The 26,701-nt window shown below is 33.4% G+C and carries 29 protein-coding genes; 14 read left to right on the top strand and 15 right to left on the bottom strand.

The window, feature by feature from the left end; translation table 11 throughout:
- Positions 1-19 precede the first annotated feature (19 nt).
- A complete protein-coding gene (locus ACSUE0_RS06790) occupies positions 20-1,309 on the bottom strand; it encodes a homocysteine synthase (RefSeq protein WP_119614261.1) in 1,290 nt (429 codons plus the stop codon).
- Positions 1,310-1,534: 225 nt separating this feature from the next.
- Between ACSUE0_RS06790 and ACSUE0_RS06785 the strand changes: the two genes are divergently transcribed.
- Positions 1,535-2,440 carry a PLP-dependent cysteine synthase family protein gene (locus ACSUE0_RS06785; RefSeq protein ID WP_119614260.1) on the top strand — a complete coding sequence of 302 codons (906 nt, stop codon included), beginning with the start codon at positions 1,535-1,537 and terminating at the stop codon, positions 2,438-2,440.
- Positions 2,433-3,578, top strand: a complete 1,146-nt coding sequence (locus ACSUE0_RS06780; protein ID WP_318832589.1) for a bifunctional cystathionine gamma-lyase/homocysteine desulfhydrase — start codon at positions 2,433-2,435, stop codon at positions 3,576-3,578. The genes ACSUE0_RS06785 and ACSUE0_RS06780 overlap by 8 nt, the downstream gene beginning before the upstream one ends.
- Before the next feature lie 134 nt (positions 3,579-3,712).
- On the opposite strand, the gene ACSUE0_RS06775 is transcribed toward ACSUE0_RS06780, so the two are convergent.
- The 3 genes from ACSUE0_RS06775 to ACSUE0_RS06765 form a co-directional block, all read right to left on the bottom strand.
- Positions 3,713-4,960: an MFS transporter gene (locus ACSUE0_RS06775; RefSeq protein ID WP_436956661.1), complete on the bottom strand. Its 1,248-nt coding sequence runs from the start codon at positions 4,958-4,960 to the stop codon at positions 3,713-3,715.
- A 103-nt stretch (positions 4,961-5,063) separates the two neighbouring features.
- Entirely contained in the window at positions 5,064-5,618 is a 555-nt protein-coding gene (locus ACSUE0_RS06770; protein ID WP_436956659.1) for a TetR/AcrR family transcriptional regulator, read from the bottom strand.
- A gap of 92 nt (positions 5,619-5,710) precedes the next feature.
- Positions 5,711-6,184: a thioesterase family protein gene (locus ACSUE0_RS06765; protein WP_436956657.1), complete on the bottom strand. Its 474-nt coding sequence runs from the start codon at positions 6,182-6,184 to the stop codon at positions 5,711-5,713.
- Between the two features lie 183 nt (positions 6,185-6,367).
- Between ACSUE0_RS06765 and ACSUE0_RS06760 the strand changes: the two genes are divergently transcribed.
- Entirely contained in the window at positions 6,368-6,574 is a 207-nt protein-coding gene (locus ACSUE0_RS06760) for a hypothetical protein (protein ID WP_119614255.1), read from the top strand.
- 137 nt (positions 6,575-6,711) lie between these two features.
- Here the strand turns inward: ACSUE0_RS06760 and ACSUE0_RS06755 are convergent, their stop codons facing one another.
- From ACSUE0_RS06755 to ACSUE0_RS06725, 7 genes are read right to left on the bottom strand one after another with little or no spacing between them, the layout of a single operon-like run.
- Complete coding sequence (locus ACSUE0_RS06755) at positions 6,712-7,554, bottom strand: urease accessory protein UreD (RefSeq protein WP_119614254.1); 843 nt, start codon at positions 7,552-7,554, stop codon at positions 6,712-6,714.
- Entirely contained in the window at positions 7,554-8,168 is a 615-nt protein-coding gene (gene ureG / locus ACSUE0_RS06750) for an urease accessory protein UreG (protein WP_017723828.1), read from the bottom strand. The genes ACSUE0_RS06755 and ureG overlap by 1 nt, the downstream gene beginning before the upstream one ends.
- Positions 8,169-8,181: 13 nt before the next feature.
- The gene (locus ACSUE0_RS06745) at positions 8,182-8,871 is read right to left on the bottom strand and encodes an urease accessory protein UreF (RefSeq protein ID WP_436956655.1); all 690 of its coding nucleotides are present in this window, start codon (positions 8,869-8,871) and stop codon (positions 8,182-8,184) included.
- Positions 8,864-9,316 (bottom strand): urease accessory protein UreE, encoded by a 453-nt coding sequence (gene ureE / locus ACSUE0_RS06740; RefSeq protein WP_119614253.1) that lies wholly within the window; start codon positions 9,314-9,316, stop codon positions 8,864-8,866. The genes ACSUE0_RS06745 and ureE overlap by 8 nt, the downstream gene beginning before the upstream one ends.
- A 10-nt stretch (positions 9,317-9,326) precedes the next feature.
- Positions 9,327-11,042: an urease subunit alpha gene (ureC, locus tag ACSUE0_RS06735; protein ID WP_436956652.1), complete on the bottom strand. Its 1,716-nt coding sequence runs from the start codon at positions 11,040-11,042 to the stop codon at positions 9,327-9,329.
- Entirely contained in the window at positions 11,039-11,452 is a 414-nt protein-coding gene (locus tag ACSUE0_RS06730) for an urease subunit beta (RefSeq protein ID WP_119614251.1), read from the bottom strand. The genes ureC and ACSUE0_RS06730 overlap by 4 nt, the downstream gene beginning before the upstream one ends.
- Before the next feature lie 13 nt (positions 11,453-11,465).
- Entirely contained in the window at positions 11,466-11,768 is a 303-nt protein-coding gene (locus ACSUE0_RS06725; protein ID WP_436956766.1) for an urease subunit gamma, read from the bottom strand.
- A 210-nt stretch (positions 11,769-11,978) separates the two neighbouring features.
- On the opposite strand from ACSUE0_RS06725, the gene yut reads away from it, so the two are divergent.
- The 8 genes from yut to ACSUE0_RS06685 all read left to right on the top strand — a co-directional run bounded on the left by yut (position 11,979) and on the right by ACSUE0_RS06685 (position 19,551).
- The gene (gene yut, locus ACSUE0_RS06720) at positions 11,979-12,884 is read left to right on the top strand and encodes an urea transporter (RefSeq protein ID WP_436956650.1); all 906 of its coding nucleotides are present in this window, start codon (positions 11,979-11,981) and stop codon (positions 12,882-12,884) included.
- Positions 12,885-12,997: 113 nt separating this feature from the next.
- Positions 12,998-14,473: a nickel ABC transporter substrate-binding protein gene (gene nikA, locus ACSUE0_RS06715; RefSeq protein WP_119614878.1), complete on the top strand. Its 1,476-nt coding sequence runs from the start codon at positions 12,998-13,000 to the stop codon at positions 14,471-14,473.
- Entirely contained in the window at positions 14,470-15,447 is a 978-nt protein-coding gene (nikB, locus tag ACSUE0_RS06710) for a nickel ABC transporter permease (protein WP_436956648.1), read from the top strand. Before nikA ends, nikB begins: the two co-directional genes overlap by 4 nt.
- Complete coding sequence (nikC, locus tag ACSUE0_RS06705; RefSeq protein WP_119614875.1) at positions 15,447-16,268, top strand: nickel transporter permease; 822 nt, start codon at positions 15,447-15,449, stop codon at positions 16,266-16,268. Before nikB ends, nikC begins: the two co-directional genes overlap by 1 nt.
- Entirely contained in the window at positions 16,261-17,040 is a 780-nt protein-coding gene (locus ACSUE0_RS06700) for an ATP-binding cassette domain-containing protein (protein WP_119614874.1), read from the top strand. The genes nikC and ACSUE0_RS06700 overlap by 8 nt, the downstream gene beginning before the upstream one ends.
- Positions 17,033-17,722: an ABC transporter ATP-binding protein gene (locus ACSUE0_RS06695; RefSeq protein WP_436956645.1), complete on the top strand. Its 690-nt coding sequence runs from the start codon at positions 17,033-17,035 to the stop codon at positions 17,720-17,722. Before ACSUE0_RS06700 ends, ACSUE0_RS06695 begins: the two co-directional genes overlap by 8 nt.
- 133 nt (positions 17,723-17,855) lie before the next feature.
- Positions 17,856-18,767 carry an ABC transporter substrate-binding protein gene (locus ACSUE0_RS06690; RefSeq protein ID WP_119614872.1) on the top strand — a complete coding sequence of 304 codons (912 nt, stop codon included), beginning with the start codon at positions 17,856-17,858 and terminating at the stop codon, positions 18,765-18,767.
- Between the two features lie 367 nt (positions 18,768-19,134).
- A complete protein-coding gene (locus ACSUE0_RS06685) occupies positions 19,135-19,551 on the top strand; it encodes a MarR family winged helix-turn-helix transcriptional regulator (RefSeq protein WP_017723815.1) in 417 nt (138 codons plus the stop codon).
- 61 nt (positions 19,552-19,612) lie between these two features.
- On the opposite strand, the gene ACSUE0_RS06680 is transcribed toward ACSUE0_RS06685, so the two are convergent.
- Together ACSUE0_RS06680 and ACSUE0_RS06675 are read right to left on the bottom strand one after the other, a co-directional pair.
- Positions 19,613-21,043 carry an APC family permease gene (locus tag ACSUE0_RS06680; RefSeq protein WP_436956643.1) on the bottom strand — a complete coding sequence of 477 codons (1,431 nt, stop codon included), beginning with the start codon at positions 21,041-21,043 and terminating at the stop codon, positions 19,613-19,615.
- A gap of 412 nt (positions 21,044-21,455) precedes the next feature.
- Complete coding sequence (locus ACSUE0_RS06675; protein ID WP_119614870.1) at positions 21,456-22,283, bottom strand: N-acyl homoserine lactonase family protein; 828 nt, start codon at positions 22,281-22,283, stop codon at positions 21,456-21,458.
- 353 nt (positions 22,284-22,636) lie between these two features.
- On the opposite strand from ACSUE0_RS06675, the gene ACSUE0_RS06670 reads away from it, so the two are divergent.
- The gene (locus ACSUE0_RS06670; RefSeq protein ID WP_436956641.1) at positions 22,637-23,017 is read left to right on the top strand and encodes a VOC family protein; all 381 of its coding nucleotides are present in this window, start codon (positions 22,637-22,639) and stop codon (positions 23,015-23,017) included.
- Between the two features lie 58 nt (positions 23,018-23,075).
- Positions 23,076-23,885 carry a Cof-type HAD-IIB family hydrolase gene (locus ACSUE0_RS06665; protein ID WP_436956639.1) on the top strand — a complete coding sequence of 270 codons (810 nt, stop codon included), beginning with the start codon at positions 23,076-23,078 and terminating at the stop codon, positions 23,883-23,885.
- 61 nt (positions 23,886-23,946) lie between these two features.
- On the opposite strand, the gene ACSUE0_RS06660 is transcribed toward ACSUE0_RS06665, so the two are convergent.
- Positions 23,947-24,369: a universal stress protein gene (locus tag ACSUE0_RS06660; protein WP_119615225.1), complete on the bottom strand. Its 423-nt coding sequence runs from the start codon at positions 24,367-24,369 to the stop codon at positions 23,947-23,949.
- A 94-nt stretch (positions 24,370-24,463) separates the two neighbouring features.
- On the bottom strand, positions 24,464-25,528 hold the full coding sequence (locus ACSUE0_RS06655) for a quinone-dependent dihydroorotate dehydrogenase (protein ID WP_436956637.1): 1,065 nt from the start codon (positions 25,526-25,528) through the stop codon (positions 24,464-24,466).
- Between the two features lie 259 nt (positions 25,529-25,787).
- Between ACSUE0_RS06655 and ACSUE0_RS06650 the strand changes: the two genes are divergently transcribed.
- Positions 25,788-26,642 carry a fructosamine kinase family protein gene (locus ACSUE0_RS06650; protein ID WP_119614823.1) on the top strand — a complete coding sequence of 285 codons (855 nt, stop codon included), beginning with the start codon at positions 25,788-25,790 and terminating at the stop codon, positions 26,640-26,642.
- Positions 26,643-26,701: the final 59 nt, after the last annotated feature.

Genomic DNA, 26,701 nt, shown 5'->3' with positions numbered 1-26,701 from the left:
CACTAAGAAAATTCCTTCGTTAATTTTCAAGTGATGCTTTAAAACCTTTTTCAAGGTCATTAATTATGTCATCAATATTTTCAGTACCAACTGATAATCTTACAAGTTCAGGCACAACGCCTGAAGCTTGTTGTTCTTCAGGTGATAATTGTAAATGTGTCGTACTAGCAGGATGGATAATTAAAGATTTAGAATCTCCAACATTTGCTAAATGAGAGAATAGACTTAATGCATCAACAAATTTTGCAATATCTTCAACAGAACCATCTACACCAAAAGTGAGTACGGCTCCTTGTCCATTTGGCAGATACTTTTGGGCAAGTTGCTGATATTCATTATTTTCTAACCCAGGATAATTCACCCAAGTTACGTTTGGATGTTGTTCTAAATATTGTGCAACACGCAGGGCGTTTTCAGAATGTCTTTCTAAACGTAGGTGTAATGTTTCTAATCCTAATAAAAATTCATGGACATTGAAAGGTGATACTGCTGAACCTAAATCACGTAATAATTGTACACGCGCCTTTGTAATATAGGCTGCTTCTCCAACATCTTTAGCATATGAAATGCCATGATAACTTGAATCAGGTTCTACAAGACCTGGGAATTTACCATTATCCCAATTGAAATTACCACTATCCACAATAACCCCACCTATAGAAGTACCGTGACCACCTATAAATTTAGTTGCTGAATGTACAATAATGTCAGCACCAAATTCAAAAGGACGTAGTAAATATGGAGTTGGAAAAGTATTATCCACAATTAAAGGTATGCTATTTTGATGTGCAACGTTTGCGACTGCTTCAATATCTAGCACATCAATTTTGGGATTACCTATAGTTTCAGCATAGACGGCTTTTGTTTTATCGTTAATAGCATTTACAAAATTTTCAGGATCACTTGGATCTACAAAGTGAACTTTGATGCCTAATTTATTAAAGGTAACATTTAATAAATTGTAAGTTCCACCATACAAGTTAGAAGAAGCGACAATTTCATCTCCAGATTCTACAATATTTAAGAGTGCTAAATGAATTGCAGCTTGCCCTGAAGATGTGGCTAGAGCTCCGATTCCACCTTCAAGTGCTGCAATACGTTCTTCAAAAACATTTTGCGTTGGGTTCATTATTCTAGTATAAATATTGCCAGGTTCTTCTAAAGCAAAAAGCTTTCTTGCATGTTCGGTATTATCAAATACATAACTAGAAGTCTGATAAATAGGAACTGCACGAGATTTTGAAAAGTCATCTGTTACCTGACCGCCGTGAATGGAAAGTGTGTCTAAATGCCAAGGGTTTTGAGACATAATATAAATCCTCCTAAAATTAGAATTTTCTGATAATTATCACTATACAAGACCCTTTTGACCTTTTCAACCATTTCTTACTAAAAAAGTAAGAATTAATTTGTGTTTTTTGCAATGTATTTAGTTTGAAGAGGTTGCAAAAAGAAAAGAAATTGTTTATAATTCTTATCGTTATAGTAGGGTATTGTAAAAGGAATGGAAATGGTAAACTCATGGAGGAATAAAATGATTGGTTTTGACTTAATAGGAAATACACCGCTTGTACTTTTAAAATCATTTAGTAATAAAGACGTTCAAATTTATGCAAAATTAGAACAGTTTAATCCTGGCGGTAGCATAAAAGATAGATTAGGAAAGCATTTAATTGAGGTAGCTTTAAAAGATAACACCATTCGTGAAGGAGATACAGTTGTTGAAGCATCAGCTGGTAATACGGGCATCGGTGTTGCTCTTGCAGCCAATCATTATGGATTAAATAGTGTGATTTTTGCGCCTATAGGTTTTTCTGAAGAGAAAGTGTCAATTATAAAAGCTTTAGGAGCGAAAGTAATAAGAACAGAACAAGGACTTGGTATGGAGGGTGCAAAAATAGCAGCACGGGAATTCGGATCAAAAACGGGGGCTTTTTATTTAAATCAATTTGAATCGAAACATAATCCTGAAGCATATAAAGATACCATAGCACAAGAAATTACAGATAAACTGAACGATATTGATTATTTTGTAGGTGGTGTAGGATCTGGTGGGACCTTTGCTGGTATTGCTGAACATTTAGCTCAATTTAATATTGAAAGTGTCATAGTTGAACCAGAAGGATCTACTTTAAGTGGTGGTCAAGCACATGCACATGATATAGAAGGCATTGGTTCCGAACGATGGCCATTATTCTTACCTGAAACATTAGTAGCGGATATTATAAAAGTTAGCGATGATGATGCATTTAAAAATGTGAAATTAATCGCTAAACAAGAAGGACTCTTGGTTGGCAGTTCATCGGGAGCAGCACTACAGGCAGCATTAGACATAAAAAAACATATAAATAAAGGTGTTATTGTCACAGTTTTTCCTGACGGAAGTGACCGATATATGTCAAAGCAAATTTTAAATTATAAGGAGAATAATTATGAATAAAAAAACACAATTAATACATGGCGGAGTGACAACAGACCCATATACAGGCGCAGTAACTACGCCAATTTATCAAACGAGTACTTATATCCAAGATGATATTGGAGATATGAGACAAGGTTACGAATATTCACGTTCTGCGAACCCTACAAGAACTGCATTGGAAGGACTAATTGCAGATTTAGAAGAAGGACAATTCGGTTATGCTTTTGGTTCTGGTATGGCAGCCATCTCAGCGGTTATTATGTTGTTAGATAAAGGTGATCATTTATTAATTAATTCAGATGTTTATGGTGGCACATATAGAGCATTATCTAAAGTGTTTACCCGTTTTGGTATAGAAGCTGATTTTATTGATACAACACAAATTGACGAAATTGAACAATATATTAAGCCTGAAACGAAAATGTTATACATTGAGACACCGTCTAATCCGTTATTACGTGTAACAGATATTAAAAAATCTGCCGAGCTAGCTAAAAGTCATAATTTGATTTCTGTCGTAGATAATACGTTTATGACACCTTATTTCCAAAACCCATTAAAATTTGGTATCGATATTGTATTACACTCTGCAACAAAATATCTCGGCGGTCATAGTGATGTTGTTTCTGGCTTAGTCGCTACAAATGACGAAGCGTTAGCAGAACGCATTGGATTTATTCAAAATTCAACAGGTGGCGTACTTGGACCACAAGATAGTTATTTATTGATTCGAGGTATTAAAACCTTAGGTATACGTATGGAACAAGTACAACGCAATACACTCGAAATTATAGCAATGTTGCAAGAACATAATGCTGTTAGACAAGTGTTCCATCCAAGTATTGCCACTCATTTAAATCACGATATTCATCAAAGACAAGCAGAAGGGCATACAGGTGTGGTTGCATTTGAAGTTGCAGATATAGAAAGTGCTAAACAAGTGATTAAAGCATCTAAATATTTTACATTAGCTGAAAGTTTAGGCGCAGTAGAAAGTTTAATTTCCGTGCCTGCTTTAATGACACACGCCTCTATACCAAAAGACATTCGTGAAAAAGAAGGAATTGCAGACGGCTTGATTCGTTTGTCTGTTGGTATTGAAGGTACAGAAGACTTAGTAGAAGATTTAAAAGCAGCATTAAATACTTTAAATTAAATAAAGAGAAAGATAACCCAGGAAATACTTCATTTGATATACCCCTTAAAGTAAGATGTCAAAAACTTCTTTAAGAGGTATATGATTTTGAGAAGAAACCTGGGTTATTTTAATTTTATATGAAATTGAACATCTTAATGATTGTTATATTCTGTTTGCGTTGGTGTCTCAAATTCAAAAGAACGCTCTGAATTCAATACATCAGCATTCGATTGTTGTAATTTACTGTACTCTCCTTTAGGTACTTTGCTTTTCGTAATTTCAATCTTAGGATAAATTAATAAAGGTATTAAACCAATTACACCGTATATTAAAAAGGTGTATTGGTAGTTTAGTATATCAATGAATACACCTGCGAAAGAAGAACCAATGACTTGTCCTACTGCTAATAGTAAAAAGGGGATACCTATGCCTAAAGAAGCATTTTTTACAAATAATTTAATTCCCCAAACAAGTAAAACACCTGTTAAGAATATATAGCTCATACCAAATATTGAAGATGAAATAAATGGAAGTAGCCATATATTTGGTGTGAATGGTAGTAAAATTGAGGCGCATGCTAACGAAATTACGCCGATATTAAATGCAAAATGAAGGCTTTTCTTATCGATAATAGCTCCAGATATACCGCCAATCACCCCGAAAATACCAATTAAAATCCAAAATATAGAAAGAGCTATATCTGAGTAATGACCAGTAAGTTGAACAAATGACTTTGAAAAGGTCCAAAATGGTGCAGTTGAAACACCGAGTATAGTAGAAGCCATTACAATACGTTTACTAGCAGAAATATCTCTGATATTCAAACTACCAGTATCGATTTTAATATCCTGTTGCAGACTTGGAATTATAATATAATTCCAAGCTAATACAAGTAATGATATAAATGCATAGATTAGGTAGGTGTCACGCCAATCAAGAAAGATAAACATAGCAGTTATACCAGTGAACACTAAACCTAAACTTGTACCTGAATTAATCCATGTATTTGCTTTGCCTTGATCTTGCAATTTAATCCATAAAGAAATTGTATAACCATAAGGTGGTGATACTAATCCGGTACTAGCACCAGCGAATATGACACCTAAGGAGAGTATGATTGCAGTTGATGAGATGCCAATTAGGATTAAGCCAATTAATACAGAAAGACCTGCAAAGATAATCATCCGTTTAGGGCCGATTTTGTCAGTTTTTAATGTGGAATAAATAATTGTAAAACAATAAGCCAAATAAAATAGTGATGAAATCATACCTGCTTGTGAAGCGGTTAACCTTAAGTCATTGGAAATTTCTGGTAGAAAAAGACCAAAACTAAATCTGCCCAACCCATAAGTTGTAGCAATCATAGCGATACCTGGTAATACAAGTCTTGAAAATTTCATAAAATACCTCCAAATCTATATAGAATGTTCATTCTATTTTTTATTATAAAATAACGAGTAGGAGGATGATTCTTTTGAATACTAGTACCTACTCGTCTACTAATTATTGATTGTGCGCTTCATGTAATAATAACTTTGCCATAGTAATGGCATGTTCAGTTGCTTCTTTAGATCCTAATAATGCAGTCATTGAGGTTGTACCTTCTAATAATAAGGTGTATTGTACAGCGAGATCATAGCCGTTATCAATACCTGCATTGTTAGCGAGTTTTTCTAAATAATGTAATAGGCGCGCTTTATGTCCTCTTGCGGTGCTTTCAATTTCATTATCGGTATCAGCATAATCTTCGATAGCGCGCATAAACATATCGCCTTTGTAAGAGTAATCATTAAGCCATTGACAATGTGCTTGAACTGCTGAAATAAATGGTTTATCTGGATGTCCTTCGACGAAACTGTCAAGATAACGCCAATAGCGAGCTTCTCTTTGCTTTAATACTTGTGCTACTAAATTATCTTTAGAGTCAAAATGGTTATAAAGTGTCATGGTCGCAACATTTGCTTCTTGGATAATCTGTTTTAAACCAACACCACGAAAGCCATATTCATAAAATAATCGCTCAGCAACACTCAGTATATCTTGCTTTTTCTGTGACATAGTATCTCACACTTCCCAAAATAGAATGGTCATTCTACCTCATAGTATCAATGGAATGGAATGATGTCAAAATCGAAGTATGCCAAATTGTGTTATTTACTTTGAGGTATTTGAATAACATGACCTAATTGTTTAGGCACATCAAAGTGTTGTTGCTGATCAAAATAATTTTTAAGTTTTTCTTGAATAGGCACTGGGAATTCTGTGCTACTTCTTGTATGGTTGCTAACACCCATCATCATCGCTTCATATGTAGCAGTAGGTTCATTATTAGCGTTGTACATAGTTAAGAATAAATGTATGCGTTTAGCATCATAATTATAAATATGTATCTTGATGTGAAAAGTATCGTGAAGTAATAATTCCTTTAAATAAGAAATATGCGCTTCAACATTAAATATTGTAACATCTTGGTTGTGACGATAATCGCTTGAAAAATCAACATGTTCCAAAAATCCAGCAACTGCATCACTGAATACGGAATAATATTGTGCATCATGCATATGATTATTATTGTCTATCCAAGATGGTTGTACAGTGTTTTTATAAATATATTCTTTTATCACAAGATCACTCCTATTAGAAATTATTTATTAACCTGTACTATTGTAGCAATAATAAAAGTACAGAGTTAACAATTTGTTTTAATTATAAAAAAGCATTTAGTATTTTTTATTTATAAACTAAGTTAAGATAGTATGACAATTAGTTATTTTAGTAAATGTTACTCAAATGGTAGGAGGATTTTTATGGTGTTCGTTGCATTAATATTATTTATTTTGTCTTTAATTTTACTTATTTATTCTATCACTTTATTAATGGGAAAAGATGGAACATTATTTAGTTTATTTACTAAAAAAGAAAATGAATTGAAAAAAAGTCGAAAATTAACAATTTATATTACGACGATTGTATTATTGGTATCTAGTCTTATATGGTTTTTGAATATAATTTAGCTTTTTAATATGTATGATAGTGTGAGTTTTACAGTAAGTGTTATTTAAGATTAGTCGTTAGTTAGATTGACTAGTTACATTAACATGAAAAGGAGAGCCCATAAGTAAAATTTGGGCTCTCCTTTATGTTATAGGTTTTAATATTTTCTTAAAAAATCCACATCACGATCAAATATTGTTTTCACTACAAATTCTTGTAGGGTCGCCAATATTTTTTCAATTATTTGTGTTTTATTTGATAAAATTCGAATGCTAAAGCCATGTGTTGGTAGCTTAGTGATGCCGAAACGACAATCATATTGCTGTTGGTAGTGTTTGATTTGCTCATAAACACTATCGATTAATTTTTGATTTACAGTAGGATGTATAAAATAACAAGATCCTAAGTGCGTATAATCTTCCATATAACCAAGGCCATCAACTTTATTTTTGGATGGGTCAAGCAAAGTATTGTCGAAAACAACTAATTCATCATCGACATAGATTTCATTTAACAGGTGCATATACGTATAACTAAATTTTTTATCATCTTTAGAATAACCTGGGGTTAATATATCTGTATAAAATAATGCAGCTGTAGGTTTTAAATGAAATGTATTATGTTGATAGAATTTTGCATTTTCAAAAGCGATAATTGGATCGCCTACATACTCAGCATAAGCATCATCTTGGATACTAAAGTTTTGGTATTGTTCCACATGGTTATTAGGTGTTTTATAAATTTTTGTAGCACCTTGTGAAGTTAAAATAACTTTTGCATTTGGTTCGATATTAAAATCCATTTTGTAACGGTCTCCATCTAAGTAACCACCACCTACGTTTACAATATAAAAAGTAGGTATATCAGAGTTATTTAAATAAACTGGTCGCATGACTTTCAAGGCTTTTTCGAAAAAAATGTTACGCGCCACCGATTTCTTGCCATTATTAAAGACAGTTAAATCTAATTGGCCAGTCCATTGATTCTGTCCATCAGACATTAAGCTAACCCTTTAAGAAATACGTCTTGTTCTATCCACTCAATAACTTCATCTAAACCTTCATCTGTTTTGAGATTTGTGAAAGTGAAAGGTCGGTTGCCACGGAATACTTTTGTATCTTCAGCCATGCGTTCTAATGACGCACCAACATAAGGTGCTAAGTCAGTCTTGTTTATAACAAAGAAATCGGATTTAATCATACCTTGTCCACCTTTTCGAGGAATTTTTTCCCCTTGAGCAACATCGATAATATAGATTGAGAAATCTACTAATTCTGGACTGAAAGTTGCCGCTAAATTATCGCCACCAGATTCGATGAAAATAAGTTCAATATCATCATTTCGTTCTTTTAATTCATCAATTGCAGCAAAATTCATTGAAGCATCTTCACGTATAGCTGTATGAGGGCAGCCACCTGTTTCTACACCGATAATTCTGTCTTCAGGTAACACACCAGAATTAACTAATATTTTTTCATCTTCTTTTGTATAAATGTCATTCGTGATAACACCAATACTCATGTCTTTTGCTAAGCGTTTTACAATTTTTTCAATAAGTTGAGTTTTTCCTGCACCAACAGGTCCGCCCACACCTATTTTAATTGTATCTGTCATAAAGTTTGACCTCCTAAGATATAAAAATTCTTACGTTTACGTTTTCATGTTCCATCTGGTTGATTTCTAAACCTGGTGCAGTAATACCAAGTTGTGATTCATCTAAAGTCATAATATGATTTCTAGTATCTTTCATGATGGGAATCATTTGATGAACGATGCGTTGCCCAGAAGTTTGCCCTAAGGGTATTGCACGTACTGCATTTTGGGTAAGGCTAGACACGTTTTGGTATAAATAGTAATCAATAATCGTTTCTATATCGACCCCGAGATGATGGCCAAGCATAGTAAAACAAATAGCGGGATGTAACATTGCTTTTTTGTCACGCATTTGAGCATGATACCAGTTTAACCAATCACTGTCATAAAGCTCAGAAGCAAGTTTCACCATGCGAGTACCCATCTGTTTAGAACCTTGGCGTGTTTCTTTTGGTAAATTTTGTACAAAAAGGATACGATCTAATCGTAAAATAGCGTGTGTATCATTTTGTTCAAGTGCATTGTAAACGAGACGCATCGTTAAGCCATCAGCATAAGTTAATTGTTCATTTAGAAAAAGTATGAGCCATTGCTGGAAACTTTGTTCGTCATGAACGATATCGCGCTGGATATAAGTTTCAAGTCCAAATGAATGACTGAATGCCCCTGTTGGAAATTGTGAATCACAAAATTGAAACAGGCGTAGATGAGCGTGATCAATCATGTGAATGACCTATATGTCTAAATGCTTGATTAACTTTACGGTCTTCATGTTCATATGGTATCTCTAAATCTTTTAATAGTGATTCTACTAGATAATCATATTGAACGAGCATCTCAGTTTCTGTAAATTGCGCAGGTAAGTGTCTATTACCCAGTTGATGAGCGATATCTCCCATTTCTTGTAAAGAGCGTGGTTTAATTACAAGTAAATCTTCAGAATTTACATCTACGACGATCATATTAGTATCATCTTTATACAAAATATCTCCATACTGTAAGTCAATTGGCTGTTTTAAACGGATGCCAATTTCATTACCGTGATCTGTTTTAACACGTTGGATACGTTTAACTAAATCAGAGTTTTCTAAATATACTTTTTCTATATGTTTCCCTTTATCGCTTTCTGAAATGTTAGCGATATTGCCTACGATTTCTTCGATGATCATTTTTAACCTCCTAGAATAAGAAATAACGTTGTGTTAATGGTAATTCTGTAGCTGGTTCGCTAGTGATTTTTTCGCCATCTACAAATACTTCGTAGGTTTGAGGATCTACGTCTAATTTTGGCGTTGCACTATTATTTTTCATATCGGCTTTAGTTAAATTACGGATATCTTTAACTGGTCTTAATTTACGTTTTAAACCTAATGTTCTACCAATATCATTGTCATAAGCTGTGGACGAAACAAAAGTAATTGATGTACTCTGCATATTGCCACCTAATTGGGCATACATATTACGATATTTAAGCGGTTCAGAAATTGGAATTGAACCATTTGCATCACCGTTTATTGCCGTACTAATCATACCGCCTTTAACAACTACGTCAGGTTTAACACCGAAAAACGCTGGTTCCCACATAATAATATCTGCAAGTTTACCTTCATCGATAGAACCAACATATTCTGAAATACCGTGTGTAATTGCAGGGTTTATTGTGTATTTAGCGATATAACGTTTAATACGGTTGTTGTCATTATATTCACTGTCACCTTCTAATGGACCTCGTTGTTCTTTCATACGGTGTGCTACTTGCCAAGTACGTGTAATTACTTCACCAACACGTCCCATGGCTTGAGAATCAGAACTTACCATACTAAATACGCCGATATCTTGTAACACATCTTCCGCAGCAATCGTTTCTTTACGAATGCGAGAATCAGCAAATGCAATATCCTCAGGAATTGCTGCATTTAAGTGATGGGTAATCATAACCATATCTAAATGTTCATCAATTGTATTGTGTGTGTATGGTAATGTTGGATTCGTAGATGATGGTAAAATATTTGAATAAGAGGCTGATTTGATTAAATCAGGCGCGTGACCGCCACCAGCACCTTCTGTATGGTACATGTGTAATACTCGATCTTTAACAGCTTCCATCGTCTCTTCCATAAATCCAGCTTCGTTTAATGTATCTGCGTGTAAAGCGACTTGAACATCATAGTCATCTGCTACTTGTAAGGCATGATCTAAAGCAGATGGCGTTGCTCCCCAGTCTTCATGAACCTTAAGTCCAATAACGCCAGCATGAATTTGTTCTACTAAAGCAGTATGATTTACAGCTTGACCCTTACCAGTAAATCCAACATTTAATGGAATTTGTTCTGCAGCTTCTAACATACGGTGAATGTACCAAGGGCCTGCAGTAACTGTAGTCGCTTTTGAACCTTCGGAAGCACCAGCACCACCACCAATTAAAGTAGTTGTACCACTTTCTAATGCTACGTGTGATTGTTCTGGATTAACAAAGTGAACGTGTGTATCAATCGCGCCAGCTGTTATTATTTTACCTTCTGCAGCAATAACGTCAGTTGTTGCACCAATTACGATATCAACGTTATCCATAATATCAGGGTTACCGGCTTTACCTATTTTCATAATATAGCCATTTTTTACACCAATATCTGCTTTGATAACTTTATCGTAATCTAGGATTAACGCGTTTGTAATAACTAAATCTGCTACTTTTTTGTCATCTCTAGTTACGTTAGGATTTTGTGCCATACCGTCTCGAATGGACTTACCACCACCAAAGGTAGCTTCATCACCGTACGTAGCATAATCTTTTTCGACTCTTGCGAATAAATTTGTGTCACCAAGTCTAACCGAATCACCAACTGTTGGACCATAAAGACTTGTATATTGAGATTGCGTCATTTTAAAACTCATCTATTATACCCACTTTCTTTATTTGCATTTTTATCTGATAATTCAGATTTATCGATAATTTCTGTTTCTTTAGTGTCATCTTCTGGTTTAAATATACGATCTTCATCGATAGGTCCATTTACTTCTCCATGAAAGCCAAAGATATGGCGTTTACCTTTATATTCAACTAACTGAACTTCTTTTTCATCTCCAGGCTCGAAACGAACTGCAGCTCCTGCTGGTATGTCTAAACGTTTCCCATACGCTTGTTCACGATCAAAATCTAGCGCTGGATTTACTTCGAAAAAGTGAAAATGCGAACCTACTTGAACAGGGCGGTCCCCTGTATTTTTAACCGAAATGATTGTGGCGTGGAGCCCTTTGTTAACATCGATTTCTGTACGTTTAACAATAATTTCTCCTGGTTTCATCGTATGTCCTCCCTTATACTATTGGATGATGAACAGTAACTAGTTTTGTACCGTCTGGGAAAGTCGCTTCGATTTCTAAGTCAGTTAACATATCAGCAACACCCTCCATTACATCATCTTCACTCAATATTTGTTTGCCATAACTCATAAGTTCTGCAACGGTTTTTCCGTCTCTTGCACCTTCTAATAACTCAAAACTTATAATGGCAACTGCTTCTGGATAATTTAGTTTCAAGCCTCTCTGTTGACGTCTTCTCGCTAAATCTGAAGCAATTACTAGCATTAATTTATCTTCTTCACGTTGTGTAAAATGCACATGCTCACTACCTTTCGTCAAATTTGTTTTATAGAAAATAGGTGACTACCCTAATAATAAGACGATTAGAAGCATACTACAAGAATAACCACCTGAAATAAATTGATGATGAAAAAAACGTGTTGAAATTAAATATGTATTGCTTTAAATTTTATCCGTTATAATATATTATATTGTATGTTGGAATAAGCGTAGAAACTAGGTGACAATGTGAATGCTGTTCGAATTATACTAAAGAACATCGCACAAGTACTGCTATTAAATAATGCATGGACAGGCTTATTTATTTTGTTAGGTTTATTCGTAGGAAATTGGAAGGTTGGTATTATGACCTTAACTGCGAGTATTATTGCATTATTATTAGCGAAACGGACAAATTACTCAAATGAAGAGATTAACGCAGGATTAGCAGGTTTCAATCCAGTACTAACAGCAATTGCATTAACACTATTTTTAGTGCCAGAATGGTATAGTATATTAATTGCTTTTATAGCAATTGTAATTACAATGCCAATAGGCTCAGCATTCAGAGAATTTTTTAAGCCTTTTGGCGTGCCTATGTTAACCATGCCATATGTATTTGTTAGCTGGGTGATTTTACTAATGTCATTTCAATTTAAGTTTGTGAATGCAGATGTCAATATATTACCTGATAAAGTACAAGAGATACATTTTTCAGGACATAGTATCCATTTTATAAATGCTTTTTTATCAGGATTCAGTGAAATTTTCTTGTTGAAGAGCATTATGGCAGGGGTGCTAATTCTTATAGGAATTTTTATTGCTTCAAGTAAAGCTGGTGTATTTGCTATAGTAGCCAATCTAATTGGTTTTACTGCTGTACTAGTACTTGGTGCAAATCATGATCAAATTAATGATGGATTGTTTGGCTATAATGTCATACTAACAGTGCTCGCTTTAGGTGTTGCTTTCCGTACTAGGATTCAACGATATATTAGCATTGTTTTAGGAATCCTTTTGACAGTTGTATTGCACGCGGGCATGACAACTTTATTAACACCATTCGGTTTGCCAGTGTTTACGCTCCCTTTTATCATAGCAACGTGGATTATGTTGTTTGCAGGTAACCGAATGAAGGTTCAACAAATTGAATAGCATGACTTTATTGGATGAATACCCTAAATCATATTTTATAATAATATAGGCATCGTTTGAGAATAGCTCGATTTTCTAATTGATTATAAATTTATTGGGAAGAAGGAATGAAAATGAAAAAAATTGTTTCATTAATTGCAATATCAGCTGTTGTCTTAGCTGGGTGTAGTGGTTCAGGAAGTGAATCAAAAGGGAAAACTTTAGACGTTGAACTGCCATTAAAAACAACTTCTATTGCACCATATGAGACAGACGTACCAGTGAAGATAGGTGCTGCTGAAGCTCTATTTAAAGCTGGTGCAAACGGCAAAGTTGAAAAGGTATTGGTTGACTCATATGAACAAAAAACACCAACAGAATTAGATATTAAGTTAAAAAAAGACATTAAATTTCAAAATGGTAAAAAAGTGACAGGTAAAGCGGTAAAATCTAGTTTGGAAGAGAGTATTAAGAAAAGTGATCTCGTTAAAGGCTCGCTTCCAATTAAAGATATTAATGTAGATGGGCAAAACATTACGATTACTACAAAAGAAGCTTATCCAGAATTAGTGTCAGAGTTAGCAAGTCCATTCTCTGCAATTTACGATACAGAGGCAGATGACATTAATAAAACGCCTGTAGGTACCGGACCATATCAAATTAAAAATTATAAGCAATCTCAAAATATCAAGTTAGATCGTTTTAATGATTATTGGCAAGGTAAACCTAAACTAGATCATGTAAATGTTACATATCAAGAAGATGGTAATGCTCGTACAAGCGATTTAGCATCAGGTAAAGCTGATGTAATTACAGATGTGCCTGTTGAAAAGGAAAAAGAGTTGAAAGATGGAGATAAGACAACCACATCTGCAGTATCAGGATTTAGAACATCATTGGTTATGTACAATCATACAAGTGACAAAATGACTAAACCTGTACGTAAAGCGCTAGATAAAGTTATTAATCGTGAAAGTATCGCACGTAATGTCTCTAAGAATCATGCTCAACCAGCTACCGGGCCATTTAATACAAAATTAGATTTTATAGATAAACAACCTATACAAAAACAAGATTTAGAAGAAGCTAAACAAATTATAAAAGAAGAAGGGTATTCTAAATCAAATCCATTAAAGTTAACCGTATCTACGTATAATGGGAGACCAGAACTGCCTAAAATGGCACAAGTTATTCAATCAGATGCTAAAAAAGCCAATATCGATATTACTATTCGTAATGTAGATGATATTGAAGGCTATTTAAGTGATAAAAAGCAATGGGATGCCTCTTTATATAGCTTTGGTACAATACCTAGAGGAGATACAGGATACTTCTTTAATCAGGCATACAAGCCTAAAGGCGCAATTAATTCTGGCGACTATAACAATCAGAAAGTAACAGCATTAATTGACGAGTTTAATAAAACAGTAGATAAATCTGAACGTAATCGTTTAACAAATGAAATTATTAGTATTACACAAAGTGATTTTGCAAATAGCTATATCTCATATATGGATAATATCGTCGGTATGAATAAAGATGTGAAGAACTTAAAAGCAACACCCGAAGGTATCTATCTAATCGATTACAAGGTCGATAAAAAACAATGATAATTAAAAATATACTAACTAGAATTGGACAAATGATCATTGTATTGTTTGTCCTTTCTAGTATTACATTCATATTAATGAAACTTACACCTGGCGATCCAGTTGATAAAATTCTACATTTAGATATAGCAAATGTATCCTCAGAACAAGTTGAAGCAACAAAAGAAAAATTAGGCTTAAACCAACCAGTTGTCATGCAATATTTTCAATGGTTAGGTCAAATTGTTCAATTTAATTTCGGTACGAGTTATCAAACAGGTGAACCCGTAATAAAAGAATTAATTTATTACACACCGCCGACATTAAGCATTGCTCTTCTAACTATAACGGTTGTCTTGTTAACAGCACTTCCAATGGGAATTTTAGCAGCGAAATATTATCATACATGGGTTGATACATTTATCAGGACTGTAACGTCTTTTACAGTGAGTGTTCCTTCATTCTTTTTAGGTACAATATTAATTTATATTTTTGCACAGAAATTTAATGTTTTGCCATCTTCTGGTATAGACACGATAGCTGGTTACATTTTACCAGTGATAGCATTGAGCGTGGGTATGAGTGCATACTATGTAAGGTTGATGCGATCGAATTTAATCGAATTATATCAATCTAAAGAAGTTGAGGCTTCACGACTCAGAGGTATGTCTGAACGATATATTTTGTGGAGTGATTTATTTAAACCAGCTATTATCCCAGTTATAACGGTATTAGGCATGTCTGTGGGGAGTCTTATAGGAGGCACTGTCGTCATTGAAAATTTATTTGGAATACCAGGTATAGGTCATTTCCTAGTAGATAGTATACGTGCAAGAGATTATCCTGTAGTACAAGGTGCGGTAATTATGATTGGTTTCTTTGTTGTTTTGGCTAACACAGTGAGTGATTTATTATTGCTATGGTTAGAACCAAAACGCCGATATAATAGTTCACGTCATCCCAAGAAACCGCAACGACAGGATGGTGAAATGTAATGAATCAATTAAATAAACAACATCTTATATTTTATGTGTTTGCATTGTATTTATTGGCTCTTATCATCGCACAATTTTTTGTGTCGACAACAAATGCTTATGAGGTAAACCTAGGGAGCAGTCTTGAAATGCCAAGCTTAAACCATTGGTTAGGCACCGATGATTATGGTAGAGATTTACTTTCGAGAGTTATTATTGGGGCAAGGTACACATTGATTATTAGTTTGATTACATTGTTGATTACAATCATTATTGGTGTACCATTAGGATTGATTGCTGGTTACAAAAGAGGCATCGTTGATACAATTATTATGCGTGTTATTGATATAGGGTTAAGTATTCCTGAATTTGTCCTTATGATTGCATTTGCTAGCTTTTTCAAACCTAGTATTTGGAATTTGGTCATAGCAATTACGATTATTAAATGGATGACTTACACTAGATTGACCCGTTCAGTCGTAAGTAGTGAAATCACGAAACCTTATATACAAATGGCTCGATTATTTAACGTGCCAACACATGTCATTATCTTTAAACATTTCTTCCCACAAGTTTTACCATCTATTATTGTGCTGATGACGGTAGATTTTGGGAAAATAATATTATATATATCGTCACTTTCATTTCTCGGATTAGGTGCACAGCCACCTTCACCTGAATGGGGAGCAATGTTGAATACAGGCAGAGATTATATTAGTTCTTATCCGTTACTTTTGATTGTTCCAGCGTGCTTAATCACAATAACTATTCTATTGTTTAATTTAGCTGGCGATGCATTAAGAGATAAATTATTAAAAGGAAAGCGTGATATCAATGACTAATTTACTTGAGATAACCAACTTAGTAATTAAAGGTGAAAGATGTACCACACTGATAGATCACATAAATCTCAGTTTAAAAGCAAGTAAAGTAAATGTTTTGGTAGGGGAAAGTGGTTCAGGAAAAAGTTTAACTGCTAAAGCGTTAGTACAACAATTACCTGATAATTTAATAATGACTTATGACAGTTTAAATTATGAAAATAAAAAGTTGTTGAATATGCACGAACTTTTAGGGAAAGAGATTGGTTTTATTTCTCAAGATTATACGCATAGCTTTAATGAGCATACGAAATTAGGCATACAATTGATTGCGATTTATAGACAACATTATAAGATAGATAAAACTAAGGCCAAAAAAATTGTGGCGCAAGCGCTTGAGTGGGTTGATCTAGTACCAGATAAAACAATGAATAGTTATCGCTTTAGTCTGTCAGGTGGACAACTTGCTAGGGTTCAAATAGCGAGCGTATTGATGCTCAATCCGAAATTAATTATTGCTGATGAACCCACTGCATCACTAGATGTGATAACAGGAGCTAATATTATGAACCTAATCAAACATTTGGCAGAAGTTCATAAAGTTACTCTTTTATTAATTACCCATAATTTATCACATGTTTTAAATTTTAGCGATTGGATACATGTTATTCAAAAAGGAAAACTAGTCGATTCAAACCATGTACAAGCTTTTAAAAATCATGATGTGGATCCATATAGCTTGAAATTATTTAACTCCCGTAGCCAATTAAAGGAGGGGAGCAATAATGATTAACATAAATAACATGAATTTTAAATATAGACAGGCCCCTGTTTTAAAAAATATAAATCTTACCATACAGCCAGATGAAATTGTAGGTATTGTAGGTGAGAGTGGTTCTGGTAAAACGACATTAGCACAAATTATTTTAGGTCTATTGCCAGTATCTCAAGAACAATATACAAATAATGATTTCCGATTATTACCTATATTTCAACATGCGTATGATAGCTTTAATCCAAAATTTAAAATGAATAAATCTCTAGAAGAGGCGATAAAGTATCATCGTGATTCAAACTCATCTGAAGTTTATCGGCGAATGTATATTTTAATGAAGCAAATGCATTTAGATAAAAACTTGTTGAATAGATTCCCTGATCAATTAAGTGGTGGCCAATTGCAACGTTTTAATACGATTCGTACATTGATGTTAGCACCAGATATGTTAATTTGCGATGAGATTACAGCTAGTTTAGACGTTATTGCTGAGCAAAGTATGATTGAAGTGTTGAAACAGTACTACGCAGATACACATAAAGGTATGTTATTAATATCTCATGATTTAGCATTTTTAAATAAAATCGTTAAACGATTAATTGTCATGAAAAATGGTGAAATCGTAGATGATTTTAATATTGAATTTTTATTCGACAAACAACGCCATGAATATACAAAACAGCTACTAGCAATCTATTAAGTAGCTGTTTTTAATTTTTAATTATAGAAAAAATATATGTTTTGATTTTAAAAATAATGTGTGTAATTTTATTGAGAATCATATAACTTCATATATAATTAAATACAATATGAGAAAAGGGGATATTTTAAGCATGAAAAAAATATTATTACCATTGCTAGCTTTAATACTTGTGCTAGCAGCATGTGGCAATGGTTCAAATGACAAGTCGTCAAAGGGAAATAGTGAAAAGACAACATATAAACAAGACTCAGGAGAAAAAGTTGAAATACCGAAAAAACCTAAACGTATTGTAGTCTTAGGGGCTACATATGCTGGAGGATTGAAACAACTTGATGCTAATATCGTTGGCGTAGCTAATATTGTAGATGATAGTAAAGTTTTAAAAGATAAATTTAAAGATGTAGAAAAAGTAGATGCTGAAAATGTTGAAAGTGTAGCAAAACTTAAGCCGGATTTGATAATTACGTATAATACAGATAAAAATATCAAAAAATTAAATAAAGTTGCACCTACAATAGCTTTTGACTACATGAAACATGACTATAAAGAACAACATAAAGAGTTAGGTAAAATTGTAGGTAAAGAAGATAAAGCAAATGCATGGGTTAAGCAGTGGAAAGAAAAAACTAAGGACGATGGAAAAGAAATTAAAGACGCTATTGGTACAGATACTACAGTATCAATCATTAAAGACTTTGATAAAAAAATCTACGCATTAGGAAAAACATATGGCCACGGCAGTGAAATTCTATATGATTCCTTTGGACTGAAAATGCCTGGGAAAGTAGAAAAAGCAACACAAAAAAATGACTTGGCAGATATCTCTGAAGAACAAATTCCTGAAATGACAGGTGATTACGTGGTAACGCCAGTTGCTAAAGACAGTGATTTATCATTCGAAAATAAAGATGTTTGGAAGAACACAGATGCAGTTAAAAAAGGTCAAACGTTTAAAGTAGATGAAGGTATTTACTGGTTAAATGATCCGTATTCATTAGACTATGAACGTAAAGATTTAAAAGAAAAATTATTACAACATTAATCGATTTATATTACCATGCTCAAATAAAACATCAATCTATTTCATTTAATGGATTGATGTTTTTTAGTGAGAACTTTTTAGATATTATTTTTGGTCAAATCGAGATTTAATAATTAAGTGATATTAAGAAATTTTAGATGTTTTAGTAAGACTAATCGAATTTATGTATTAATTTAAAAGGTCACAGGCAAATATTTCAAAATACGTTATGATGATGTAAGATATTAATAACAATTCATAAATTGTGCCTTAGGGATTTATATATGATATATGTATATGGCATTGGCTAACTATAATATAAATAATTTTATGAGTAAAAGATAAACTATGATAAGTAATCATACACATATATCTTTGGGAGGATATGATGGAAAAACAACAAAAAATCGATAATTGGGTACAATTAACCAAATACGTTCATTATATAGAAACATTAATTGAGAAAAAAATGAAGCAATCTTACAATTTAAGCTTGAAAGAATTTTATGTATTATATGAAATTTATAAAGCTAAAGGGAAAAAATATAAAATTAATGATTTGATAAAAATTGTTGATTTAAGCCAAAGTGCAATGTCTAGATTGATTGTACGAATAGAAAAACCAGAAAAAGCATTAGTTGTAAGACAAGAATGTGTTGAAGATCAACGTGCTATGTATATCTATTTGACAGAAGAAGGACTTAAAATCACAGAATCGGCATTAAATACCTATGAAAAATTAATTAAAAAAGTAGATTTTTCTAATATTCGTAAGTTATCCCAAATAGACGAGGATGAAGAATAATCCTTTTTCTAACATAAAAAACAGGGCTTGGAACACTAATGTATCCGACCCTGTTTTTTTATTAAGAAGGTTTTCCTTTTTTAGAATGTCTCACACCATAGATGAGATAAATAATTAGCCCTATGATAAACCAGGCAAGTGTATATAATTTTGCTTCTGAACCTAGGCCCCAAAATACAATGACTACACTCACGAATGTGATAATCGGCATTATAGGATAAAAAGGCATTTTGAATGCTGGGACTGGAATGTCTTTACCTTCTCTAGGACGTAAACCAAAAATACCTATAGAAACAAACATAAATGCGACGAGTGTACCAGCAGATATTAATTGAGCTAAGAATGCAAATGGGAACATTGACCCAATAATAACAGCAATGATAGTAAGTATTATTAGAGCACGATTAGGCAAGTTTTTATTATTTAATTTTCCTAACCAAGAAGGCAAGAGGCCATCTCGACCAAAAGAATATAATAAACGTGAACCTGCTAACATCATTCCTATGAGCGCTGTGAACATGCCAATTACAGAAATTGCTTGTACTACTGCGGCTACTATACCAAATCCGCTTTGTCTTAATGCCCAACCAACAGGTTCTGCGTTACCAGCATATGCTGAGTATGTAAACATGCCAACAAGCACAAGCGAAACTGCAACAAATAATACTACAGCAATGAGTAGTGAGCCTAAGATCCCTCTAGGCATCGTTTTTTGTGGGTTAATTGCTTCGGCTGAATTAGCAGCAATTGAATCAAAGCCAATATATGCTAAGAAAATCATAGACACACCAGCATAGATACCTTGCCATCCTCCAAACGATCCATTTTCAGTAACTTTATGTTCAGGAATAAATGGCACATAATTACTGAAATCAATAACTGTTAAACCTACGACAATAAATAATAATACGGCTAATACTTTAATGCCGACAAGGATGTTTTCGATGCGTGCTGCTGCTGATACGCCATATGCTAATAAGCAAGTTGTAAGAATAATCACGATAGCTGCGACAATATCAATGACACCACCATCGTTACCTAAGGTGTTAGAAAGCGATTTTGGTAATTCGAGACCTAATGGCGAAACTAAACCGCGTAAGTTAGCGGAAAAACCTGATGCAACAAAGGCGACAGCAATAAAATATTCAGCAAGTAAAGCCCAACCTGCCACCCAGCCAAACACCTCACCAAATACTACATTAATCCATGAATAGGCTGAACCAGCAAAGGGCATTGCAGACGACATTTCAGCATATGCAAAAGACACAAGCCCAGCCACTACTGCTGCTAATAAGAATGAAAGTGCAACTGCAGGGCCTGTGTGTTGTGCTGCAACAACGCCAGGTAGTGTGAAAATAGAAGTAGAAACTATGGTACCGACACCTAAAGCTAAAAAGTCTTTAACACGCAATGTTCTATTTAAATGAGCATCCTTCACTTGATAAACGGATGGTTCTGCCTTTTTAAAAATTTTGTTAAAAAAATCTTTCATAATAAACCTCTCCCAATGAATACTATATCGTAAAACTTTATAACTAAATTATGATAATTTATATCATAGCATAAATATCTCTAAATATTCAGAAAAATTTAGCGAAAATTTAGAGAACATATATGAAGAATAATGTATTATAGCTTGTTTTGGTGTCATTAGTTGTTCAAAGTGATTATTTACACTTTTGGTGATGCTAGATTTTGTAATTTATAATTTTTAGATTATGTAAAAAGGGCGAGGTGAGTGATAATTTAGCCATCACTCATATATGCACGCCCTTATAAGCTTATCTCATTTATATATAAAGATTACTATATTTTTGATTATAGTTTGTTTGAGTGTAATAGTTGTAAATCAAATATTAGATTTTATTGCTTTTATAGTGAAATACGGTTTAATTAGTATTTGACTATAAAGAAATGACTTGTGGTTGGACTTCGGCATCATGATTAGCAATCGCTTTGACGCAATCTTTATCTATTGCTTGTGCTTTTACCCAATTTAATGATTTTATTGCCTCATCTTTATCTACTACGAGGCCAGGTAAAATACCGTTTTTCCATGATTTTTCAGCATAACCTACGTCTGAAGCCAACAATAAGTATGACGCATCATCTTTATGCGCTTTAACACGTGTAGTACATAGCCCAGTGCTATGCCCTGGTGTATGAATAAACTCGAGTGTACCATCTCCAAATAAATCAAAGGATTTACCTGTAGGTCCAATGCCATTATCTTTTAAAGGATAGGTTTGAATAGGAATATTGTCCCATTGGTGTGGAAGATAACGTATTTTATCGTTGTTTGCAGCGTTCCATTCCACTTCACTGACTAAGATGTTTTTTGCGTCAGCTACATGTGCTAAGCCATCAGCATGATCACAGTGTAAATGACTCAACATCACATAATCTATATCCGATGGTTGATAGCCTAATGCTTCAATTTGTTCATGTACCGCAGTACCTTTAGGTAAAACTGCCTTGTTTATTGGATATTGAAAAGCTAAATTTTTAATAGGCTTTGTTCGATTGATTTCATGCCAACCCGTGTCAATTAGAACAAGACCCTTTGGATGTTCTATAAGATAAACAGATACAGGTAAGCGCAGTTGTTTCTTTTTAGATCTAAATAATCCGGTCCATGCTAAAGGTGGATTATATTTATAGTTGAATGGTAATGCTTCATCTACAATCACTGAACCAGTGTGTAAGACGTGCACATTGATTGTACTAGTCATTTTATTTTACTCCTTTTAGTTAAAACAATATGGCTAATGTAAAACGAATAATCAGAGATATGTGGGATTTGATCATTCAAGTGCCATAAAATAGTGACGATTATCAATAGACATTAATTTCATCATAATTTGGTTATAACTATCTTCAGATGCTTTAAAGTGTTGAAAATAAGCAAATAAGATGTTGAAAACTTTAACTTATTTAGAGATTATGTGTCAAATAAATAATGATTTATTATCGTTATTTCATTAAAAACTTGGCGTATAAAAGTGAAAGAAGAGGCATGAGATAGGTTCTTTATAGCACTTTAAAAGTGTAGTATGGTATGGTGATAAAAAATGGGGGGACTAAAATGAATATACAATCATCTTGGCTTAATTTACCGGTAGAAGATTTATCAGCAAGTGAAACATTTTTTAGGAAAATAGGTTTTACAATCAAAAGAAACGAAGCAGTTTTAGATAAAATGAGAGGAATTGAAACTTTAGATAATAAAATCATAATGCTTATTGAACGTAATCAATTTGAGAAAGTTGCACAAGTTTCAAATGTCGGAAGTAATAGTGCATTAGTTTCTATTTCTATGGCTGAACCGGGAGAGGTGGATTGCTTATTAGAACAAGTTGAAGCATCAGGTGGAGAGGTTCTACAAAGTGGTACTATGCATGAAGGTTATTATGGTGGTTTATTTAGAGATATTGATGGTCACCTTTTTAATATTATTGTAATGTAGTTTAAGCAGGTATATGACAATTTAATTATATCTTCGAGAGCAGAAAGGAGTTTCAATGATGATAAAAGCAATTGCTGTAGATAAAGATGGGACCTTTTTAAAATCGGATCACACATACGATAAGGTATGTTTTGAGAAAATATTCAATGAGTTGAAGCGTCAAGATATTAAATTTATTGTGGCAAGTGGTAATCAATATGCTCAATTACAGTCATTTTTTTCGGGAAAAGATCAACATATCACGTATGTTGCTGAAAATGGTGCTGTTACTTATTATGATAATGAATTGATGACATCTTATTACTTTGATCAACAACTCATTTATGATGTCGTGGAGACACTTACAAGAGACTTTGGGTTAGTAGATATTGTGTTGAGTGGTATTAAATCAGCTTATGTGAAACAGACATGTAGCGATGAGTTTTTGAATTTTATTAGTAACTACTATTATGATATTGAAAAAGTAGAGTCTTTTGAATATATAAAAGAAGATAATTTTGTGAAAGTTGCTATGCGCATCAAAGATAAAGATTTGGTTAAAGCAGTTATGGATGCATTAGAAACTAAATTTAGAGGAGAATTACGTGCAGTAACAAGTGGCAACGACAGTGTGGATCTTATTTTACCAAATGTTAATAAAGGTGTTGCGATTCAAGACATATTAAAACAATGGGGGATTGAACATGACGAGTTATTAGCATTTGGAGATGCCAATAATGATATAGAAATGTTAGGCTTAACTACGCATAGCTATGCGATGGCTAATTGTAGCCCTGAGGTAGAAGCGGTTGCCCAGCATAAAGCACCTTCAAATGATGACTCTGGTGTTTTACAAGTGATTGAACAGTATTTGAAGCAACAGCAATAAAAAATAAAACCCAATTCTTCTATTCATTTATGATAGAAGAATTGAGTTTTTTGTATGAAAGCTAATTTACGATAAGTACAGGTATATCTACGTTACTTGCGATCTTGTGTGTCACATTACCAAGTATATTTTTAATATCTGATTTTGTACGTGTATTACTCATTACAATAATATCATAGCTATGTTCGTTAATTTCTGACAAAATTGAGTTTTTGATGTAGCCTGTACTAAATCTAATATTTACATTTAAACCTAGGTCTTCTAATTTGTTAACAAAAGGTTCGAGTAATTCGCTTTTTTCATGTGCCAAATCTTCAAAGTGTTTATTATCATACCGTACTGAAGTTTCTAACTCACTTTCTGGTATAACGTGGAATACTGTAATTTCAGCTTCATCTGCGCCAGCGGTTAGATTTTGCAACTCTTCAGGTACATTGTTAAACGAATTATCAAAATCATAAGCTAATAATATATTTTTATACATAATGGCACTACCTCCTTTTATTATACATATACCCTATTATTATTAAAGTAAAAGAGGTAGTGCAAGAATGAGCACAGACAATCACCTAGAAATATTAGGAGTCTAACCCAATAATTTCGCTAACATTACTATAACCATTAGATTTGAGATAATGTGCGAGTTGCTTATTTAATTTTTGAGTTAACCCAGGTCCTTCAAAGACTAAAGAACTATATATTTGTACTAATGAAGCACCACTACGTAACATTTTAATTACATCAGTATCACTGAAAATACCACCTGTACCAATAATTAAGAAATCACCATTTGTTTGTTTGTAAGCATATGAAATTAATTCTAGATTACGGTTGAATAATGGTCTTCCGCTCAATCCACCTGTTTCATGACGATTGTCTGAATTTAAGTGCTCACGTTGTTGAGTTGTATTGGCTAGTATAATACCGTCAAAGGTTTGTGTTATCGGTTCTAACATTTGACCAAGACCATCTAATGTTAAATCAGATGTAAGTTTGATGAAAATAGGGACGTTTAGATTTTGCTTTTCTTTATAAGATTGAATAGCTTCACACAATTGGGAGAATTCATCTTTATCATGGAAACTTTGTAAGTTTTTTGTATTAGGAGAGCTGATGTTAACCGTAAAAAAGGTAACGTCATTTTTAAATGTATCGATAACTTTAATATAATCTTCATAACGCGTATCATAAGATGTGGTCTTGTTAACACCAACATTTAGGCCTATTGGAATTTGATAATTATATTTGCGTAGATTACTTAAAGCTTTGTTCATGCCTAGATTATTAAAACCCATTCTGTTAATCAGTGCATTATCTTCCACTAAGCGATACATCCGTGGTTTGGGATTACCAGGTTGTGGTATAGGTGTGATGCCCCCTAATTCAAGTGCACCAAAACCAGCGTTTTCTAAGGCTTTAGGTACCTCACAAGATTTATCAAAACCTGCTGCTAATCCAATCGGATTGTCGAAATGGATGCCTTTGATATTTTGGTATAAGCGTTCATTTTCATAGTGAAATAATTGGTTAATAACAGGTAAAAGTTTTGGATGTTTTTGGACGAATTTGAGCACGTTAATTGTCATGCCGTGCGCTTTTTCAGGATCTATTTGGAATAAAATAGGTTTGATGAGTTTATACATATCATGATCGCTCCATTTATCAAATTATTTGTAATAAAACTATGTATTGTGATGAGTGCTTAGTCAATTTAAAAAAGTAAAATTGAAAAAGATGTCTTTAATAGACTAGCATTTTACGTATTATATGCCTAGAGTAAATAAAAGAATTATTAAAACTTTCACATATAATTCATTTGAACATGTGAGTGATTACATAAGTTAAAAAAGGCAATAATAATGATGTATTTATTTTTAATTATAATAATTGGAGGTATAACTCATGAAACAGTCATGGCAAACACAATTGCCTTTAAATAATATAAAGTCTATTTCACCTGTTAGCGGTGGAGATGTAAACGAAGCATTTAAAATTGAGACAACTGAGGGAGCCTATTTTCTATTAGTTCAACGAAACCGAAAGGCATCTTTTTTTGCCGCAGAAATTTCAGGTTTAGAACTTTTTGAAGAAGCAGAAATTACTGCACCACGAGTAATAGGTAGTGGTGAAATTGAGGGCGACGCTTATTTACTATTAACTTATTTAGATGAAGGTCGTACAGGAAGTCAAGAAGCATTAGGAGAATTAGTAGCCCAAATGCATAGTCAGCAACAAACAAATGGCAAGTTTGGTTTTGATTTACCTTATGAAGGTGGAGATATAACATTTGATAATAGTTGGACAGATAATTGGATAACATTATTTGTAGATCGACGCTTAGATCATCTGAAAGATACCTTAGTAGAGCAAGGGGAGTGGAGCGACGACGATGTTACACAATATGAATCTGTACGTTCAATAATTGTAGATACATTAAAACAACATCCAAGTAAACCCTCTTTATTGCACGGCGATTTATGGGGTGGAAATTATATGTTTCTGACAGATGGTTCACCAGCGTTATTTGACCCAGCGCCATTATATGGTGATAGAGAATTTGATTTAGGTATTACTACTGTCTTTGGTGGTTTTACAGAAGCATTTTACAATAAATATAATGAACATTATCCACTAAACGAAGATGTAGAAAAGCGTCTCGAATTCTATAGATTGTACTTATTGATGGTTCATTTAGTTAAATTTGGTGGCATGTATGCGGGAAGTGTTAAACGTTCTATGAAACAAATCTTGTCATAATAAGATATAAAAAAGGAGCGAGCAAGCAATCTATCTTTAACTAGATTGCTGACTCACTC

Source organism: Staphylococcus sp. AS1337, from assembly GCF_051408735.1.
Lineage (GTDB): Bacteria > Bacillota > Bacilli > Staphylococcales > Staphylococcaceae > Staphylococcus > Staphylococcus xylosus_B.
The sequence above is the reverse complement of the archived record's forward strand: the minus strand, read 5'-3'. Positions and strand labels throughout refer to the sequence as shown.